An 18832-nucleotide genomic window follows, 5' to 3' on the forward strand; every position below is an offset into this window, starting at 1 on the left:
TTCGGTCTTTCTCAGCGCCTCTGCCTCTCTCCGACTCTGCGTTGAAATATCCTTTTACCTCTTCCCAGCTTCCTCCCGCGCGAACAGCGCCGCGCCGATGGCGCCGGTCAACTGGGGATACTCCGGCAGCAGCACCGGCCGACCGATCATCTCTTCGGTCATCTCCACCAGGTAGGGGTTGTGGGCCACCACCCCGCCGCACAGCACCACTTTTTCGGTCAGGGAATCCATCTCCAGCACCCGTTGGATCATCGAGTAGAAGATTCCCTTGATGATGTCGGCCACCGGTTTGCCGTGACGGATACTCTCCAGGACCTCGGTGGCGGAGAAAACGGTACAGTAGCTGCCGATCTTGATCATCTCCGTTGCCCGCCGCGCCAGGTTGTTCATCTCTTCAAGCGGGATGTCGAGCCGGGCCGACATCTCTTCCAGAAACGCGCCGGTGCCGGCAGCGCACTTGCGGTTCATCTTGAACCCCTGGCGCCGCCCGGCGGCGTCGAGCTTGATGATCTTGTTGTCCTGGCCGCCGATATCGATGATGGTCAGCGCCTCGGGAAAGCTGTGGAAACAGCCCCGGGCGTGGCAACTGATCTCGGTCTTGCTGCGGCTGGTGACAAAGGCGACATTGCTGCGTCCGTAGCCGGTGGCCATGGCCGCGGCGATATCGCTCCGCCCGGCCCCGGCCCCGGCGAGCGCGTCGTCGAGGCAGATTGCCGCGGTAGCAGCAAAGTCGATGCCCGATTTTTTGACCGCGTGGCCGAGCAGGGTCCCCTGGTCATCGATGGCGACAACCTTGGTCCGCGAGGCTCCCATATCGAGCCCGATAAAAACCGGCCGGGTCATAACTGTCCTCAGTCCTGGTCGCCCCGGTCAGTACCGGGCCGCCTCCGATTCGATGGTCCGCACCAGATTGACCAGGCGCGGGCCGATGTCATCCTCCAGCATGTGCCGGCGCAGCACGAAGGAGGGCGCCGCGCAGTTGAAGGTCAGCAGCCGGCAGCCGGCAACCGGCAGCATCGGTACGCCGACGGCGTTGACGTCACTACGCCAGTCACCGATGGAGAAACAGAACCCGCGTTCCCGGTAATCACGCAGCGCCTGTTCGATCCCCGCCTTATGCTGCGGCCAGGAGTCCTCGTCGCGCTTGCGGATATGATCAAGCAACTGCTCCCGCTCCGGTTCCGGCAGTCCGCAGAGCAGCGCCCGCCCCATGGCGGTGGTCGCAATCGGCACCCGGGTGCCGGGCTCCCGCCGCAGGGAAACCGTGGCGGCGGTGCTGTGACGGCCGTCGAGATAGATCATCCCGAGCCGATCACGGGTACCGACCGAAACAACGGTGTGCGAATAATCGGCCAGCTCCTGCATCAGCGGGCGGGCGATCTTCAACACATCCATATTGGTGAGCAGGGAATAACCGAGGGAGAGGACCGAGGTGCCGAGCTGGTACTTGCCCAGCCGTTCGTCATGATACAGGTAACCCATCCGGGTCAGGGTGTAGGTGAGCCGGGAAACGGTCGGCTTCGGCAACCCGGTGCGCCGGGCGATATCCTGATTCCCCAGGTGCCGATCGTGCGGCCGGAAACAGCGGAGCACTTCCAGACCTCGTGCCAGAGCGGTGACGAACTGACGGTCCTGGCTGCCGCCGCCCGGCTCGACGCTGTACACATAGTCGCGCTCCAGCAACGCCTCCCGACCATTTTTCAACTTGTCTGCCACCTGGTCACTCATCCGTCATAGATATCCAAGGAGAAGGGATGAAAAACGGCTTCTGCCGTGCTCCATCTCTACCGAAAAGGAGCAACCATGTCAAGATAATAAAACGATGTTTTTTGAAAATCAGTTTCGCACTGCAAAATATAACAACATAATATCCCATCCCTCAATTGTCCGAAAAACTGCCGAAATCCCCGCGGAACAAGGCTGAACAGGCTTGAATAACCTGCATTTAACGACAGATAGAATGGCTTTCGCGCTGGGGAGATAATTACTGTTTACAAACGTTGTGTTGTCAGGTAGGATTTACACAAATTGGAACTTTGTTTCGCACTGCGAAATAAAAACAGCCGACACGGCACCATCGACAGAACTCAATGTACCTGCTCCATCCAATCTGAACGAACTTGAACCAAAGAGAGGGCACACCAATGAAACCGATTACAACCGTCGGCGTCGTCGGCGCCGGAACCATGGGGTCGGCGATTGCTCAGCATTTCATCATGAAGGGTCTGCCGGTCATCCTGGTCGACCAGCAGGACGCCTTCCTGGAGAAGGGGGTCGGCCATATCCGCTCCTCCCTGGAAGAAGCCCTGCAGCGCAGACTGATCGACCAGGCCGGTTTTGAGCAGATCCTCGGCCGTCTGCATTGCACCACTGACCAGGGGGAACTGGCGAAAGCCGACCTGGTGGTGGAAGCGATCTTTGAAAACCTGGCGGTAAAGAAGCAGCTGTTCGCCGAACTGGAGCAGGTGGTCGGTGCCGACTGCATCCTCGCCAGCAATACCTCCTCTTTCCTGATCAGCGAAATCGCCGCCGACCTGAAGACCCCCGAACGGGTGCTCGGCGTTCACTACTTCTACCACGCGGCCAAGAACAAGCTGGTGGAGATCATTCCCGGCGAGAAGACCGACAGCGCCATCGTCACCGCGCTGGAGAACTTCTACAGCTACTACGACAAGACACCGATCCTGGTCAAGGACGCGCCCGGCTTCGCCGTCAACCGTTTCTTCGTTCCCTGGCTCAACGAAGCGGCCCGACTCTATGAAGAAGGCTTCGGCAGCATCGCCTTCATCGACCGGGTCGCCTGCGAGGTTTTCGGCGTCGGCATGGGCCCCTTCGCGCTGATGAACGCCACCGGGGTGCCGATCGCCATGCACGCCGCCGATGGCTTGTCCGGAGAACTCGGTCCCTTCTATGCTCCGGCGGAAATTCTCTGCCGACAGGTCGCATCGAAACAGGACTGGAATGTCGAGGACAGCAGCCTGCTGAACAACGGCTCCGACCGCGAAGATGTCGTCATCCGCCGGCTGGTCGGTGCCAGCCTCGGGGTTGCCGCGCAGATGGTCGACGAGGGCGTGGTCGACGCGACCTCCGCCGATCTCGGCGCCCGGGCCGGCCTGCGCTGGCCGGTCGGTCCCTTCGAACTGCTCGCCAAGCTCGGCCCGGGCAATGTCCGGGAAATGGTCGAAAGCGTCTTTTCCAGCTGGCAACTGCCCCTGCCGGGCTGCCTCACCGATGCCGGCGCCGGGGCCCTGACCCTTGACTGGGTGACCAGCGAGGTGGTCGGCAGGACCGGCTTCATCATCTTCAACCTCCCCGACCGGATGAATCCTCTCGGCGAACAGGTGATGAACCAGCTCGACCGCTGTGTCGATGAACTCAACGCCCGCGACGATATCGACAAGATCATCATCCACGGCAAGGGCAAGGCCTTCATCGCCGGCGCCGACATCAAGTTCTTCCTCGACGCCATGGCGACCGACGATCTGCAGCGCATCCAGCAGTTCACCGAGTTCGGCCAGCAGGTCCTGAACAAGATCAGCGCCTCGGACAAGGCGACCTACGCCTTCCTTGACGGCCTGACCCTGGGCGGCGGGCTGGAACTGGCGCTGGCCTGCGACTACCGCATCGGCACCCGCAAATCAGTGCTCGCCTTTCCCGAAACCGGCATCGGCATCTACCCGGGACTCGGCGGCACCCAACGGGCCCCGCGTTTGATCGGCGCCGCCCGCGCCAAACTGCTGATAGCCACCGGCCAGTTCATCAACGCCAAACAGGCCTACGCCTACGGGCTGGTCGACGCGGTCATCGATCCTCCCTTCGACTGGCGGGAACTGGCGGCCTTCAGCATTGACAAGCCCCAGGCCGGACGTACCGAGGAACCCCCGGAAGAAGCCGCCTTTGCCGCTTTCGACGGCGATCTGAGAAATCCGCTGCTCGACCGCGAAGGCTTCGAGAAACAGGCCAAGGGCATCCGCCGCAAGGCTCCCGGGGCATTGAAAACGGCCATGGAACTGATCGACAGGGGCCGGGATCTTGACCTGGCCGCGGCCCTGCAACTGGAACTGGACGGCCTGCAGACCATCTTCGCCTCCCAGGACGCGAAAATCGGCCTGAGCAGCATCATCAGCGGCCAGAAACCGGTTTTTGTCGGCAAATAGCAAAACTCGAAACGCCACCAGGGGGCCAAAGCAGACTTTTAACGGAGAGGCGCTGAGAAAGGCAAAATCCCGGTTTTGAGCTTAAACAATAAAAGGATTTTGGTTTTCTCTCCAACTCTGCCCCTCTCCGCCTCTGCGTTAAAGACTTTCTCTCGGCGGCCAACGATTTAAAACAGTAAAGGAGCAACCATGAGCGCAAGTGTAAAGGGATTTCGGGACAGTCAGAGCGGCAGCGGCGCCCTGTTCGAGGATGTCTACCTGATCGACGGCAAGCGAACTCCGTTCGGCAAGTACACCGGCGGCCTCTCCAGCATGTCACCGACCGACCTCGGCATTCTCGCCGGCCGGGCGGCGATCGAGGCAGCCGGGGTGCCGGCGGCGGAGATCGATCAGACCATCGTCGCCAACATCGGCCAGGCCAGCGCCGACTGCTTTTTCCTCCCCCGGCACATCGCCCTCTACAGCGGCGCGCCGCAGCAGAGTACCGCCCTCTTGACCCAGCGAATCTGCGGCTCGGGAATGGAACTGCTGGGCCAGGCGGCGGAGCAGATCGCCCTCGGCAAGGCGCAGCTGGTCCTCGGCTGCGGCACTGACACCATGAGCCGCTTCCCCCTCGCCTCCTACTCCGCCCGCCAGGGTTTCCCGCTGGGGCGGCCGGAATTCGTCGACCTGCTCTGGGAGGCACTCAACGACACCGCCGCCGTCCCCATGGGCTGCACCGCCGACAACCTGGCGCGGGAATACAATCTCAGCCGGGAAGAGGTCGACGCCTTTGCCATGCGCAGCCAGGAACGCTACGCGGCCGCGCAGCAGAACGGCTTCTTCGAGGGAGAAATCGCCCCGATCGCACCCAAGGGGGTGCTGGAGATGGGTGATTACAACCCCCGCAAGTACCGCCTGAACAGCCGCGAAGCCGTGGCGGCTGACGAGCATCCGCGCCGTACCACCATGGAACAGCTGGCCAAGTTGCCCTTCGTCTTCAGCAAGGAGGGACCGACCACCGCCGGCAGCGCCTCCGGGATCGTCGACGGTGCCGCGGCGATGATGGTCGCCTCCGGTGACTACGTTCGCGCCCACGGCCTGAAACCGCTGGGCAAAATCCGCGGCTTCGCCGCCAGCGGCGTGCGCCCCGACATCATGGGCATCGGCCCGGCACCCTCGATCCGCCTGCTGCTGAAACAACTTGGCATGCAGCTGGGAAACATCGATCGCTTTGAAATCAACGAGGCCTTCTCCGCCCAATGCCTGGCCGTCGCCAGGGAACTGCAGCTCGACGAGGACAAGCTCAACATCAACGGCGGCGCCATCGCCATCGGCCACCCCCTCGGCGCCACCGGCGTGCGTCTCACCCTGACCTGTCTGAAAACCCTGCATCGCGACGGCAAGCAGTTCGGCATCGCCTCGGCCTGCATCGGCGGCGGCCAGGGAATCGCCCTGGCCGTGGAGGCCTGCTGATGACGGCGGCCGCGAAAAAGGGCGCGCGGGTGGTGCTGATCACCGGCGCCGGCCGGGGCATCGGTGCCGCCATCGCCCGACGCTTCGCCGCCGAGGGAGCACGCCTGGCGTTGGTGGATGTCAACGCCGAGCAGTTGCAGTCCTTCGCCGCCGAACTGGAGGCGGGCGGCTGCCAGGTGCTGCCGATCAGTGCCGACATCACCGACAAGGCTCGGGTCGAGCAGCTGATGGCCGAGGTGACCGGTCACTTCGGCCGCCTCGACGTGCTGGTCAACAATGCCGGCATCATTCGCGACGGCTTCATCAGCAAGATTTCCGAACAGGACTGGGACCAGGTCATCGACGTCAATCTCAAGGGCGCCTTCCTCTGCTGCCAGGCGGCCTTCCCGACCCTGAAGGCCCAGCAGTACGGCAAGATCGTCAATATCGTCTCGCGCGCCTGGCTCGGCAATATCGGCCAGGCCAACTACTCGGCCAGCAAGGGGGGACTGGTCAGCCTGACCCGCACCCTGGCCCTGGAATTCGCCCGTTTCCAGATCAATGTCAACGCCGTGGCACCGGGCCTGATCGACACCCCGATGAGCCAGAGCATGCCGGAAGAGGCGCGGGCAAGGCTGATCCGCATGCAGCCGACCGGCAAAATGGGCAAGGTCGAGGATATCGCCGCCGCGGTCGCCTTCCTCGCCTCCGACGACGCCGTCTTCATCACCGGCCAGGTGCTGCACGTCGACGGCGGCAAGAGCTGCGGGTTGTTGTCACTGTAAAAAAATTGAAACCGCCAAGGGACAAAAACTTTTTAACGCAGAGGCGGGGAGAGGCGGAGCTGGAGAGAAAAACTGAAACCCTTTCTTGGCTTTTCGGGGCTGACCTCAAACCAGGATATGGATTTTTCTCTGCACCTCTCCTTCTCCGCGCCTCTCCGTTGAGATGTTTTGGGCGGTGAATCGATTTAAAGGATCTTAGATGAACGCCTACCTGATCGAAGCCAGACGCACCGCCATCGGCCGGGCTCACCCGGACAAGGGTTTGTACCGCGAGGTTCGCGCCGATGTCCTGCTGGCGGAACTGATGCGCCGGATGCTGGCGGGGATGAAGGCCGGTGAGGAACTGACCGCCGCCATCGACGACGTCTACGTCGGCTGCGTCGGCCAGCACCTGGAACAGGGCAAGAACATTGCCCGGCTGGCGCTGCTGCTGGCCGGGCTTCCCGAAACCCTGCCCGGCACCACCGTCAACCGGCTCTGCGCCTCCAGCCTGCAGGCCTTCAATTTCGCCGCCTCGACCATCGCCGCCGGGCACGCCGGGCTGCTGCTCGCCGGGGGCGTGGAACACATGACCCACGTGCCGATGCAGGCGGCCACCGATTACCACCAGGGGCTGCTGGACCGCTACCCCTTCCCGTTCAACAACATGGGACTGACGGCGGAGAAGGTCGCCCGCGACTATGCCGTCAGCCGTCACGACCAGGACGCCTTCGCGGTGGAAAGTCACCGCCGGGCCCTGGCGGCGCGCGAGGCCGGCCATTTCGCCCGTGAGATCCTGCCGATCGACACCCCCGCCGGCCCCGCCCGTGACGACCAGTCACCGCGACCGGGCACCAGCCTCGAAGCCCTGGCCGAGCTGAAGACCATCTTCGCCGCCGACGGTTCGGTCACCGCCGGAAACAGTTCGCCCCTCAACGACGGCGCCAGCCTGACCCTGCTCGCCTCCGAGGACGCCTGTAAGCGCTTCGACCTGAAACCGCGGGCGCGGGTGGTCGATTTCGCCGTCGTCGGCCTCGATCCCTGCACCATGGGCATGGGCCCGGTGCCGGCGATCCGCGCCCTGCTGCGGAAAACCGGCCTCGGTCTCGACCGGATCGACCGCTTCGAACTCAACGAGGCCTTCGCCAGCCAGGCGCTGGCCTGCATCCGCGAGCTGGGTCTGGATCCGGACAAGGTCAACCCCTGGGGCGGCGCCATCGCCCTCGGCCATCCCCTCGGCTGCACCGGCACCCGGCTGATCACCACCCTGCTCAACGGTCTGGAAGAGAGCGGCGGCCGGTTCGGCATCGCCTCGCTCTGCATCGGCCATGGACAGGGAATGGCGACCCTGATCGAGAGGCTCTGAGACCCATGCCGCAGGCCGCCGTCGAGTTCGAGGTCCGCTACGCCGAAACCGACCAGATGGGCGTGGTCCATCACGCCAACTACCTGGTCTGGTTCGAACTGGCCCGGACCCGCTACTGTGCCGAGGCCGGGCTGCCCTACCCGGAGATCGAGGCCCGCGGCTACCTGATGATCATCACCCGGGCCGAACAGGACTACCGCCGCGCGGCCCGCTACGGCGACACCATCAGGGCGAGCTGCCGGCTCGACCGGGTCAGCAGGCGCGGGCTGCAGTTCAGCTACCGGATCGAACGGGGCGATGAACTGCTGACTACCGGCAGCACCCGGCACATCTGGGTGAAGAAGGACAACCTGCAGCCCTGCAGTCTGCCGGAAGAACTGCTGGAGACATTCGTCGTCAGGAGGACATGAAAAGAGACGCCAAGCGCGCCAGGAAAACCTTTTTGTAACGGAGAAACGCAGAGCAGGAGAGAACGCGGAGTCTTATATATTCAGGGTTTTAACCCCCAAAAGATTTTCTCTCTGTCTCTGCCCCTCTCCGCCTCTGCGTTAAATCGTTTTTGACCCTCCTGGCGTCTTGGCGGCCCAATCCGTTTTTGGCGTTTAACGACCTTTTCCAACCAACAGGAGAACAACAATGTCAATCAACGCTTATCGCTGGATGATGAAAGGTGTCAAAGAACCGCTGGTCAAACAGGAATTCACCGCCACGGCGGGACCGGGTGAAGTGGTGGTGGCCGTTGCCGGCTGCGGGGTCTGCCATACCGACCTCGGCTTCTATTACGACGGCGTGCGCACCAATTCCGAACTGCCGCTGGCCCTCGGCCACGAAATCAGCGGCCGGGTGGTCGCCGCCGGGGAAGGCGCCGCCGACTGGATGGACAAGGCGGTGATCATTCCGGCAGTGATGCCCTGCGGTGAGTGCGACCTCTGCAAGCGCGGCAAGGGCACCATCTGCCGCGCCCAGAAGATGCCCGGCAACGACATCCAGGGCGGCTTCGCCAGCCACATCGTGGTCCCGGCCCGCGACCTCTGCCCGGTCGACGAGACCAAGCTGGCCGCTTCCGGGCTGCAGCTGGCCGACATCTCGGTGGTGGCCGACGCGGTGACCACCCCCTACCAGGCCGTCCACCAGGCCGGGGTCGGCAACGGCGACCTGGCAATCGTCATCGGCGTCGGCGGCGTCGGCGGCTACTGCGTGCAGATGGCCCGTGCCTTCGGCGCCACCGTCATCGCCATCGACATCGACCAGGCCAAGCTCGACGCCATCGCCGAACACGGCGCCGCCGCGACCTTCAATGCCATGGAGATCGGCGGCCGCGACCTGAAGAAGGCGATCTCGGCCTTCGCCAAGGAGCAGGGCCTGCGCCGCACCGAGTGGTTCATCTTCGAATGTTCCGGCAGCAAGCCGGGGCAGGAAACCGCCTACGGACTCATGGTCCACGGCTCCACCCTGAGCGTGGTCGGCTTCACCATGGACAAGGTCGACATCCGCCTCTCCAACCTGATGGCCTTCCACGCCCGGGCGCTGGGCAACTGGGGCTGCCTGCCGGAACACTACCCGGCGGCCCTCGACCTGGTGCTGGCGGGCAAGGTGGAACTGGCACCCTTCGTCGAGCAGCGACCGCTGGAGCAGATCAACGAGGTCTTCGCCGCGGTCCACGACCGGAAGATGAGCAAACGGGCGATCCTGGTGCCCTGACAGGTCATCGGTATCCGGTCATCGGTAGGGGCGAACCTTGTGTTCGCCCATGTCGGCACCAACGAAACCCGGGCGAACACAAGGTTCGCCCCCACGAATTCAATCCATTTCGTAAAGGAGATACGACAGATGGCAACAACCGACGAAATCATTGCCCGCAACGCGCCGGCCGAACTGATCGATCACAACCTGATCGACAAGGATGTCGAGAGTCTCTGTGACGGCATGGTGCAGTATGAAAAACGTCCGGCAAAACGCCGCGACGGCTCGGTGGCCGAGGGGCTCTACAACGCCTGGATCATCTTCAACAATCCGAAACAGTACAACTCCTACACCACCGACATGGTCAAGGCCACCATCCTCGCCTTCCGCCGCGCCTCGGTCGACCGCGAGGTCAATGCCGTGGTCTTCACCGCGGTCGGCGACAAGGCCTTCTGCACCGGCGGCAACACCAAGGAATACGCCGAGTACTACGCCGGCAACCCGCAGGAGTACCGCCAGTACATGCGGCTGTTCAATGACATGGTGTCAGCCATCCTCGGTTGCGACAAGCCGGTCATCTGCCGGGTCAACGGTATGCGCATCGGCGGCGGCCAGGAGATCGGTATGGCCTGCGACTTCACCATCGCCCAGGATCTCGCCAACTTCGGCCAGGCCGGTCCCAAGCACGGTTCGGCGGCCATCGGCGGCGCCACCGACTTTCTGCCGGTGATGATCGGCTGCGAGCAGGCGATGGTCTCCGGCACCCTCTGCGAACCCTTCTCGGCCCACAAGGCGGCCCGGCTGGGCATCATCGCCGAGGTGGTCCCGGCGCTGAAAATCGACGGCAGGTTCGCCCCCAACCCGACCGTGGTCACCGATCGCTATCTCGATGAGTTCGGGCGCGTCATCCACGGCGAATTCAAAACCGGCGCCGACTTCAAGGCCGGGCGGGACCTGCTCAAGCAGGGCGAAGTGGACCTCTCCATGCTCGACGAGAAGGTCGAGGAACTCTGTGCCAAGCTGCTCGAGACCTTCCCCGAGTGCATGACCAAGAGCCTCGAAGAACTGCGCAAGCCGAAACTGGAAGCCTGGAACAAGAACAAGGAGAATTCCCGCGCCTGGCTGGCGTTGAACATGATGAACGAGGCCCGCACCGGCTTCCGCGCCTTCAACGAGGGCAACAAGGAAACCGGCCGCGAGATCGACTTCATCAAGCTGCGCCAGGGCCTCGCCAAGGGCGTGCCCTGGACCGAGGAGTTGATCGAGAGCCTGATGCCGGGGAAATAGGAGCGTTTTTGCCGCCAAGTCGCCAAGAGAGGCAAAGGCCTTTTAACGGGGAGACGGAGAGGGGCTGAGTTGGAGAGAAAACCCTATTTTTTTGGATTTATACCAAAGGTTCTACTCAGCGGTCTCTCCCTCTCCGCGTCTCTCCGTTAAACATGTTTTCTTGGCGGCCAACGATTTATTGAAAGGACAAACCGATGAGCGAAAACCCGCTGAAAGTCTGGCTCGACCGTGACGGAACCCTGCTGCGCCTGCGCCTGGCGCGGCCGAAAGCCAATATCGTCGACGCGGCGATGATCGCCGCTTTGCGGCAGGCGCTGGCGGAACACCGGGACATCCCCGAGCTTCGCGCCGCGCTGCTCGACCACGAAGGCCCGCACTTCAGCTTCGGCGCCAGCGTTGACGAGCACATGCCGGACCAGTGCGCCGACATGCTCAAGTCGCTGCACGCCCTGATTCGCGACATGCTCGACTTCCCGTTGCCGCTGCTGGTGGCGATCAAGGGCCAGTGCCTCGGCGGCGGGCTGGAGGTCGCCGCCGCCGGCAGCATGCTGTTCGCCGCGCCGGACGCCAAACTCGGCCAGCCGGAAATCAAGCTGGCGGTCTTCGCACCCGCGGCCAGCTGCCTGCTGCCGGAGCGGATCGGCCAGGCCAAAGCCGAGGACCTGCTTTTCTCCGGCCGCAGCATGGGCGCCGATGAAGCCTTGGCAACCGGCCTGATCGACAACCTCTCCGACGATCCGGAAGCGGCGGCCCTGGCGTATTTCGACAAGTCGCTGGCACCAAGCAGTGCCAGCACCCTGCGCTTCGCGGTGCGCGCCGCGCGGGAGGAATACCGCCGACGGGTCACCGCCAAGCTGGAGCGGGTGGAAACCCTCTACCTGGCCGAGCTGATGCAGACCCATGACGCCGTCGAGGGCCTGACCGCCTTTGTCGAAAAGCGTCCGGCAAGCTGGAAAAACTGCTGATTCAGGATTGACGACCGGGGCGCAGCAAGCGGCGCCCCTACAGTGATTGATCAACCGCAGGGGCACCGCTTGCCACGCCCCTTTTCCTTTCGTACACGGGCATCATGGGACAGGACAACGACATCATCGACGTTCACTGCCACTGTTTCGCCGGGCCGGAACAGACGGAACTGGTTGCTGACGGTTTGCAGCGTCTGCGTCAGGCCGGAATCCGCCGGCTGGCGGTCATGGGGCTGTTCAACCGGCGCGCCAACCCGGAAGATATCTGGAGACTGATCCCGGAAGGTTTTCCCAACCTCGGCGATCCCTATTTCAACGAAGTCGACACCCTGCTGCAGTGGTCCCGGCAGCAGGGTGATCTGCTCTTCCCCATGATCGACACCCGCTGCCTGGACGGCGATGTGCCGAGCCTGCTGCAAGACTATGTCGAACAGGGCTTCCGAGGGATTAAAGGCCTCTACCTGGCTGATAACGGCAATGACCTGAACCTTAGAAGCATCCCTGACACCTTCGGCATCAGCCTGAAGCAGTATCATAAACGCGAATGGGAGATCTTCGCCTTTGCCGAGGCCAGGGATCTGCCGGTCCTCTATCACATGGATGCCCGCCTCTACGGCGACGTGATGCGCGCCATCCTCAACGATTTCCCTCAGCTGCGCATCAACTTTCCCCATTTCGGCATCGGCCGCCGGGCCTTCGCCTCCATCCTCGACCACTCCCCCAACGTCTTCACCGATATCGCCTACCTGCGGCCGCATATCCGGCGCAACCCCGCGAGCTACGCCGACTTCATCCGCCACTACCCTGCCCAGGTCTGCTTCGGTACCGACGCCCTGCTGCACCAGCCGCAGATCGTGCTGGATTACATCGAGCTGGTGCGTTCCCTGCAACTGCCAAAGGAGGTCGAACAGGCCGTTTTTTCCGCCAACCCGCGCCGCTTCCTCGGCCGGGCGATCGAACCACGGCAGGAACCCCCCTGAGAAGCGACGCCGGAAGCATTTCTATTCAACACCGGCACCTGCCTTTATTGTCAATAGGCAATGAATTGGCTTTATTGTCTTTTGATTTATGGCCAACTGACCATAAATACGGTCACCATGGAGCTTCCCACATGACACGCAAGGTCATTTCGCTGGAAAGTCTCGGCGTGGCACTAGGAGAAGCACACAGGCAGCAGAGATTGAGCCAGGCGGAAGCAGGCCGCCCCGTCGGCCTGGATCAACCGACTGTCTCCAGGGTGGAACAGGGCTCTCCCGGCACCCGGCTCGACACTCTCTTTCGCCTGCTGGCCGCCATCATCGAAGCCATGATGGCGCGACTGGACGAGGTGATCGCGCAGATCGTGGCCCGGCTGCCCGCAACCTTTCCCGCCGCCGTCGCCGAACCGGTTTTCGCCGGCATGCGGCAAGCGCGGGAGCAGATGACGCGGTCAAAGTGAAAGGGGCGCGGGCAGAGATGTTTGGTCAATTTGTTCAACCAACTCTCTTTTTTCGCTCACTGCCCTCTTGCGCTATTCGCGAATCGCGAATAAGATATGCCTATGAATCTCAAACCACAGGACATTTTCGTTGCCCTCAAACTGATCGCCCTGGGGGATGAACCCTGGAGCTACGTGCGCCTTGCCCACGACCTCCACATGAGTGCTTCAGAAGCCAACGCCGCGGTCAAGCGCGGGCTGCACGCAGGAATTCTGCTTCCGCCACTTGTCGGCAGCAAGAGCCCTTCTCCCAACCGCACGGCACTCAAAGAATTTCTGGTGCACGGTGTAAAATACGCCTTTCCTCCCGACCGGGGAGAATTGACTCGCGGCGTGCCAACCTGCCACGCAGCACCTCCTCTGAACAGCCTGTTTGTGCAAACCTCGGAACCGCCCCCGGTCTGGCCCTGCGCCAAAGGAAAGGTTCGCGGAACATCCTTCTCCCCCCTTTACCCTTCGATACCGGAGGCCGCGCTTGCAGATCGGAAACTCTATGAATTGCTGGTTCTGGTCGATGCCATCCGCGCCGGAAGAGCCAGGGAGCGCAACCTGGCCATCGACGAGCTTGTCCGAAGACTGAAGGAGCGATGATGTTGCCGCGGGAAACCAGCCTCGCCATGCTGGAAACGGTAGCCCAACAACTTGGTTCGCTACGCGACCAGGTCGTTTTTCTGGGCGGGTGTACGATTCCCCTCTTCCTGACCGACCCAGGCGCCTCGGCTATACGCCCGACATTCGACGTCGACCTGATCGTCGAGGTGACATCGGCCATGGAATTTCAACAGCTTGAAGAGAAATTGCGGCAACGTGGATTCTGTCAGGACATAAACGAAAACATCATCTGCCGCTGGTCGGTCGCGGGAGTCATGGTTGATATCATGCCGACCGACGAGAAAATTCTCGGTTTTTCCAACACCTGGTACAAAGAAGCGATTCGACAGGCCAAAACCTGCCGTCTCACCAAAGAGCTGACCATCAGGCTGGTGACACCACCCTGTTTCGCAGCAACCAAAATCGTCGCTTTTCACAACCGGGGGAAAGGGGATTTCCAAGCCAGTCACGACATGGAAGACCTGATAACCCTGATCGACGGTCGGCCGGAACTGGCAGAAGAAATCAGCCTCGCCGATGACAGGCTGAAAACCTTTCTGAGCGAAGAGATCGGCCGTTTTCTGAATGATGAGGCATTTCTCCAGGCTCTTCCCGGGCATCTGCCCCCCGATCCGGCCAGTCAGCAGCGATTGCCAATGCTGCTGGACAGGTGCGCGATGATTGCAAACATGGGATAACACAACGTCCCTCGCGCCTCGGCGAAGGGGACCGAAAGGAGCCTGCCATGCCCGTCCGGATCGTTCGTCTCGGCACCCCGCGTCACGAAAAGGAGGGGCTGCGCATCGGGACGGTGCGGCATCCGCCGCGCGGCGTTCCCAAAAAGGACCATGCGACGCAAAACTGGTACGATCTCTGGCTGCCGGAACTGGCCCCGTCGGCGGAGCTGGTGAAACAGGCCCGGGCGGCAAAAACCGAAGAGCAATGGCGCCTGTTCGTCAGAAAATACCGTGCGGAGATGACCGCGCCGGACAAGGGACGGCTGCTCGAGCTGCTGGCGGCCCTCTCCCGGCAGGCCGATTTTTCGGTCGGCTGTTACTGTGAGAACGAGGCGCGCTGTCACCGTTCGGTGCTGCGCGATCTGCTGACGGAGCGGGGCGCCGCCCTGGAGGAACAATGATTTCGTTGAAGACAGACGAGGTGAACTCATGACGATTCCCCGGCGCGAGGGGGGCAGGATTCTTGTCGACGCCCTGAAAATCCACCAGGTCGATACCGTTTTCTGCGTGCCGGGCGAGAGCTACCTGCCGGTGCTCGACGCCCTGCACGACGAACAGGAACGGCTGCGCCTGATCGTCTGCCGGCAGGAGGGGGGTGCCGCCTTCATGGCCGAGGCCTACGGCAAGCTGACCGGCCGGCCGGGGGTCTGCTTCGTCACCCGCGGCCCCGGCGCGACCAATGCCGGCATCGGCGTCCACACCGCCCGGCAGGACTCGACCCCGCTGGTGCTCTTCGTCGGCCAGGTCGGCAGCCGCATGATCGAACGCGAGGCTTTTCAGGAAATCGACTACCGCCGCATGTTCGGCCAGATGGCCAAGTGGGTCGCCCAGATCGATCGGGTCGAGCGCATTCCGGAAATGGTCAGTCACGCCTTTCACCTGGCGGTGTCCGGCCGACCGGGGCCGGTGGTGCTGGCACTTCCGGAAGACGTGCTGTCCGCCGTGGCCGCGGTGCCCGACTGCAACCGCTACCGTCCCGTCCAGGCCCATCCGGGACCGGCCGCCCTGCGGGAACTGCGGGAGAGGCTGGCCGCAGCGCAACGTCCCCTGCTGATTCTCGGCGGCGGCGGCTGGTCGGCCGAGGCCTGCGCCGCCATCCGCCGCTTCAGCGAAGCCAACCGGCTGCCGACCCTCTGCACCTTCAGACGACAGGATCTGTACGACAACCGTCTGCCCAACTATGTCGGCGACCTGGGGCTCGGCGTCAACCCTCGTCTGGCCGAACGGGTCCGGCAGGCGGACCTTCTGCTCGCCGTCGGCCCGCGCCTCGGCGAGACGACCACCGGCGGCTACCGGTTGCTCGATATCCCGTGTCCCCGACAGACCCTGATCCATGTCCATGCCGGAGCCGAAGAACTGGGGCGCGTCTACCAGGCCGACCTGCCGATCAATGCCGGCATGGCGGAATTTGCCGCCGCAGTCAGCACCCTGCCAACCGTCGAAGCCCCGGCCTGGCAGGACTGGCTGACACAGGCACGGGAAGACTACCTGGCTCACCTGCAGCCGCCGCCCGCGCGCAGTGAACTGGATCTGGCCGCCGTCATCGAATTTCTCAACCGACGGCTGCCGGCAGAGGCGATCCTCACCAACGGCGCCGGCAACTACTCAGCCTGGCTGCACCGTTTCTACCAGTATCGCGGTTTCCGCACCCAGCTGGCTCCCACCAGCGGGGCCATGGGCTATGGCGTCCCCGCGGCGGTCGCGGCCAAGCTGGTCCACCCGGAACGACCGGTGGTCTGCCTGGCCGGCGACGGTTGTTTCCAGATGAACGGCCAGGAGCTGGCCACCGCCGTTCGGCACCGGCTGGCGATTATCTTCCTGGTCTGCAACAACGGCATGTACGGCACCATCCGCATGCACCAGGAACGGCGCTATCCCGGCCGGGTCTGCGGCACCGACCTGGCCAACCCGGACTTCGCCGCCCTGGCCCGGGCCTACGGCGCGCAAGGCGAAACGGTCGACAATCACGAAACCTTCGTCGCCGCTTTCGAACGGGCCCTGACACTGGACGGCCCGGCACTGATCGAGCTGCGCACCGATCCCCGGGCAATCACTCCCAACGAAAGACTGGAGCGAAGCTAGCCATTCCTGACGTGAGATCCAGGCCGGCAGAAGAGAAAAGAAGAATCCGCCTCAGAGGAACAATCTCGACTCTTTGACCGTATCTGCTTTTCAATATCAACAAAACGATCAATTTGTTTCAATAAGACAAGAGACACCAGAGGATAGAGGCACTGCAGAAGATTCATCTGCCGATTTAATGCAATAAATTCAAGGCAATGCTGCGTTGTGGCATTGCTCTATCTCAATTGTACAAAATCCCCGAGATAGCAATTCCAGGCTATCCGCCTGCAACACGTGAAAATTTGGCCGGGTTGGCGACTTTTACCTTGTCAACCGGGATGGAGGGCTCACTTCATGAATTCGGCACGCGAGTTGTTCGAAATATGCTATCTGACGTTCCTTGTCATTTACGTCCTGTACTGTCTTTTCTTGTACATTCACCGTATTCGTGAAAAGGAATACACCTCATTCGGCATTCTGGCGTCCGTGTATCTGGTTTATTTTTCCCTGAACAGTTCGTTCATTCTTGGCCTGGGTCTCCAGCCTGACATCCTTGCCGGACTCATCATGGCGTTCATTACGCTTTTTCCGGCAACGTTGGTAAACTTCATTGCGCGCACTCGCAAAGAAGTTGTTGGAGGGCTTATCCGTTGGGCAATCTATCCATGGTTCGGCCTGGCGATCATTGCCTTGACCATGCCCCTTATGGGCCGCTGGGAGTGGGACCTGTTTCGTTTGATCTGGGGTGGGCTGGCCCTCTATTCGCTGGCGGTGCTCTGGTGGATAGTGGTTCGGGCCCATCATGAGGGATTTTATGAATCAACGCAGTTGACCATGGGAGTTACCGGTATCACTCTCGGACTGCTGCTGGTCGGGGCCGAACAATTCAAGCTGGTGGCATTGCCCTACTACGCTGAAGACTTGGCAGTGGTATTTTTCGCCGTCACCATGAAGTATGGGCTTATCAAGCGTTATGCACGCTATGTAAGAGACTTGCACCATCTTTCGGGAAAGATTCTCGATGCTCACGAGGAAGAACGAAAGCGGTTGGCAAGAGATATTCACGACGGGATCGGCCAATCGTTGCTGGCAATCAAGTTGAACCTGCAAATGATGAAGGCAGATCGACAAAGGGCGGTGACGGACGAAGCCCTGACAGAACTTGTCGACGAGACCTCAGCAGCGATTGAAGAGTTGCGCCGGATTGCCATGAACCTGAGACCGGCCTTTTTGAAGAGAACGTCGATTGCAGAAATTTTGCGTTGGTATGCCCTGAGATATGAAGAGAAGACCGGGTTGAATATCGTCATTGATGCGGATGATACGATCACGACGGATATCCGTACCAAGGACAACCTGTATCGTATCTGTCAAGAAGCCCTGAACAACGTACTCAAGCATTCAGGCGCCGCAGAGGTGCTTGTCGCGTTGAAAAAAGACCGGGACAAAATCATGCTGAGCGTGTCTGATAATGGATCAGGCATGAATGAGAGACAGTTTCGTGACGCTGATGGAATCGGTATTTCAACGATGCGCGAACGTGCGGAATTGCTTGGGGGAATATTTCATATGGAGACGACTCCTGCCGGGGGAACGACAATTAAAGTTGGAGTGCCGTTATGACGACCCGTCTGATTGTTGCCGATGACCATGTGATTTTCAGACAGGGGCTGGTTTCTCTGCTGACTGCTGAAGAAGGGTTTGACATCCTCGGGGTCGCTGACAATGGCCGGGATGCTCTGGACCTGATCAGGGCAAAGCGGCCGGATATTGCAATTCTGGATATCAGCATGCCCGGTCAGGGGGCGATCGAAATTTCTGAAATTGTCGCCAATACAACTTTGCCGACCAAAGTCATCGCCCTGACCATGCACCGGGACGCCTTGATTGTCAACGGGGCTGTTGCCGCCGGCGTCGCGGGCTATGTTCTCAAGGACAACGCCTTCGCAGACCTCATCTATGCGATCAGGGCCGTAACAGCCGGCGGCACCTTTATCAGTCCCTCGATTACCGGCAATGCTCTGGGGATAAAAAATTCCGCGGCAGGACAACTCACCAGGCGGGAACGAGAAGTCCTCAAGCTGATAACGGGCGGGCAAAGCAACCGCCAGATTGCAGCCTCGTTGTTTATCAGCATCAAGACTGTGGAAACTCACCGCTCCCGGCTGATGCGAAAACTGGAGCTGCACAATACCGCCGACCTGGTGCGTTACGCACTGCAGAACGGGCTTGCATAGTTTTTCTTTTTATTGCATCCTTTTGCAAAAGTCTTAGCTTGAAGCGTTCAAGACTTTACCAGTAAGGCTG

General features: G+C 61.6%; 18 protein-coding genes. 16 read left to right on the forward strand and 2 right to left on the reverse strand.

What is annotated here, in order from left to right:
• Positions 1-54 precede the first annotated feature (54 nt).
• On the reverse strand, positions 55-843 hold the full coding sequence (locus C2E25_RS14590) for an acyl-CoA dehydratase activase (protein ID WP_103116457.1): 789 nt from the start codon (positions 841-843) through the stop codon (positions 55-57).
• A 27-nt stretch (positions 844-870) separates the two neighbouring features.
• A complete protein-coding gene (locus C2E25_RS14595) occupies positions 871-1683 on the reverse strand; it encodes an IclR family transcriptional regulator (RefSeq protein ID WP_420094636.1) in 813 nt (270 codons plus the stop codon).
• A 461-nt stretch (positions 1684-2144) separates the two neighbouring features.
• Between C2E25_RS14595 and C2E25_RS14600 the strand changes: the two genes are divergently transcribed.
• The 16 genes from C2E25_RS14600 to C2E25_RS14675 all read left to right on the forward strand — a co-directional run bounded on the left by C2E25_RS14600 (position 2145) and on the right by C2E25_RS14675 (position 18762).
• Entirely contained in the window at positions 2145-4157 is a 2013-nt protein-coding gene (locus tag C2E25_RS14600; RefSeq protein WP_103116459.1) for a 3-hydroxyacyl-CoA dehydrogenase/enoyl-CoA hydratase family protein, read from the forward strand.
• 189 nt (positions 4158-4346) lie between these two features.
• Positions 4347-5612 carry a thiolase family protein gene (locus tag C2E25_RS14605; protein ID WP_103116460.1) on the forward strand — a complete coding sequence of 422 codons (1266 nt, stop codon included), beginning with the start codon at positions 4347-4349 and terminating at the stop codon, positions 5610-5612.
• Complete coding sequence (locus C2E25_RS14610; protein ID WP_103116461.1) at positions 5612-6376, forward strand: SDR family NAD(P)-dependent oxidoreductase; 765 nt, start codon at positions 5612-5614, stop codon at positions 6374-6376. The genes C2E25_RS14605 and C2E25_RS14610 overlap by 1 nt, the downstream gene beginning before the upstream one ends.
• A gap of 199 nt (positions 6377-6575) precedes the next feature.
• Entirely contained in the window at positions 6576-7721 is a 1146-nt protein-coding gene (locus C2E25_RS14615; RefSeq protein WP_103116462.1) for a thiolase family protein, read from the forward strand.
• A gap of 5 nt (positions 7722-7726) precedes the next feature.
• A complete protein-coding gene (locus tag C2E25_RS14620) occupies positions 7727-8131 on the forward strand; it encodes an acyl-CoA thioesterase (protein ID WP_103116463.1) in 405 nt (134 codons plus the stop codon).
• A 226-nt stretch (positions 8132-8357) separates the two neighbouring features.
• Positions 8358-9422 carry a 6-hydroxycyclohex-1-ene-1-carbonyl-CoA dehydrogenase gene (had, locus tag C2E25_RS14625; RefSeq protein WP_103116464.1) on the forward strand — a complete coding sequence of 355 codons (1065 nt, stop codon included), beginning with the start codon at positions 8358-8360 and terminating at the stop codon, positions 9420-9422.
• A gap of 129 nt (positions 9423-9551) precedes the next feature.
• A complete protein-coding gene (gene oah, locus C2E25_RS14630; protein ID WP_103116465.1) occupies positions 9552-10691 on the forward strand; it encodes a 6-oxocyclohex-1-ene-1-carbonyl-CoA hydratase in 1140 nt (379 codons plus the stop codon).
• A 194-nt stretch (positions 10692-10885) separates the two neighbouring features.
• Positions 10886-11656 carry a cyclohexa-1,5-dienecarbonyl-CoA hydratase gene (locus tag C2E25_RS14635; protein WP_103116466.1) on the forward strand — a complete coding sequence of 257 codons (771 nt, stop codon included), beginning with the start codon at positions 10886-10888 and terminating at the stop codon, positions 11654-11656.
• A 104-nt stretch (positions 11657-11760) separates the two neighbouring features.
• Entirely contained in the window at positions 11761-12636 is an 876-nt protein-coding gene (locus C2E25_RS14640) for an amidohydrolase family protein (RefSeq protein WP_103116467.1), read from the forward strand.
• Positions 12637-12767: 131 nt separating this feature from the next.
• Positions 12768-13094, forward strand: coding sequence for a helix-turn-helix domain-containing protein (locus C2E25_RS14645; protein WP_103116468.1), 327 nt, complete (start codon positions 12768-12770; stop codon positions 13092-13094).
• A gap of 102 nt (positions 13095-13196) precedes the next feature.
• Positions 13197-13724, forward strand: a complete 528-nt coding sequence (locus tag C2E25_RS14650) for a hypothetical protein (RefSeq protein ID WP_103116469.1) — start codon at positions 13197-13199, stop codon at positions 13722-13724.
• Positions 13724-14422 (forward strand): hypothetical protein, encoded by a 699-nt coding sequence (locus tag C2E25_RS14655; RefSeq protein ID WP_233189447.1) that lies wholly within the window; start codon positions 13724-13726, stop codon positions 14420-14422. The genes C2E25_RS14650 and C2E25_RS14655 overlap by 1 nt, the downstream gene beginning before the upstream one ends.
• A 47-nt stretch (positions 14423-14469) precedes the next feature.
• Positions 14470-14862 (forward strand): DUF488 domain-containing protein, encoded by a 393-nt coding sequence (locus C2E25_RS14660; protein WP_103116471.1) that lies wholly within the window; start codon positions 14470-14472, stop codon positions 14860-14862.
• A gap of 28 nt (positions 14863-14890) precedes the next feature.
• Positions 14891-16543 carry a thiamine pyrophosphate-binding protein gene (locus tag C2E25_RS14665; RefSeq protein ID WP_103116472.1) on the forward strand — a complete coding sequence of 551 codons (1653 nt, stop codon included), beginning with the start codon at positions 14891-14893 and terminating at the stop codon, positions 16541-16543.
• A 336-nt stretch (positions 16544-16879) separates the two neighbouring features.
• Positions 16880-18148 carry a sensor histidine kinase gene (locus tag C2E25_RS14670; RefSeq protein WP_103116473.1) on the forward strand — a complete coding sequence of 423 codons (1269 nt, stop codon included), beginning with the start codon at positions 16880-16882 and terminating at the stop codon, positions 18146-18148.
• A complete protein-coding gene (locus tag C2E25_RS14675) occupies positions 18145-18762 on the forward strand; it encodes a LuxR C-terminal-related transcriptional regulator (RefSeq protein ID WP_103116474.1) in 618 nt (205 codons plus the stop codon). Before C2E25_RS14670 ends, C2E25_RS14675 begins: the two co-directional genes overlap by 4 nt.
• Positions 18763-18832: the final 70 nt, after the last annotated feature.

It is taken from the genome of Geothermobacter hydrogeniphilus, from assembly GCF_002898515.1.
In the GTDB taxonomy this organism is placed as follows: domain Bacteria; phylum Desulfobacterota; class Desulfuromonadia; order Desulfuromonadales; family Geothermobacteraceae; genus Geothermobacter_A.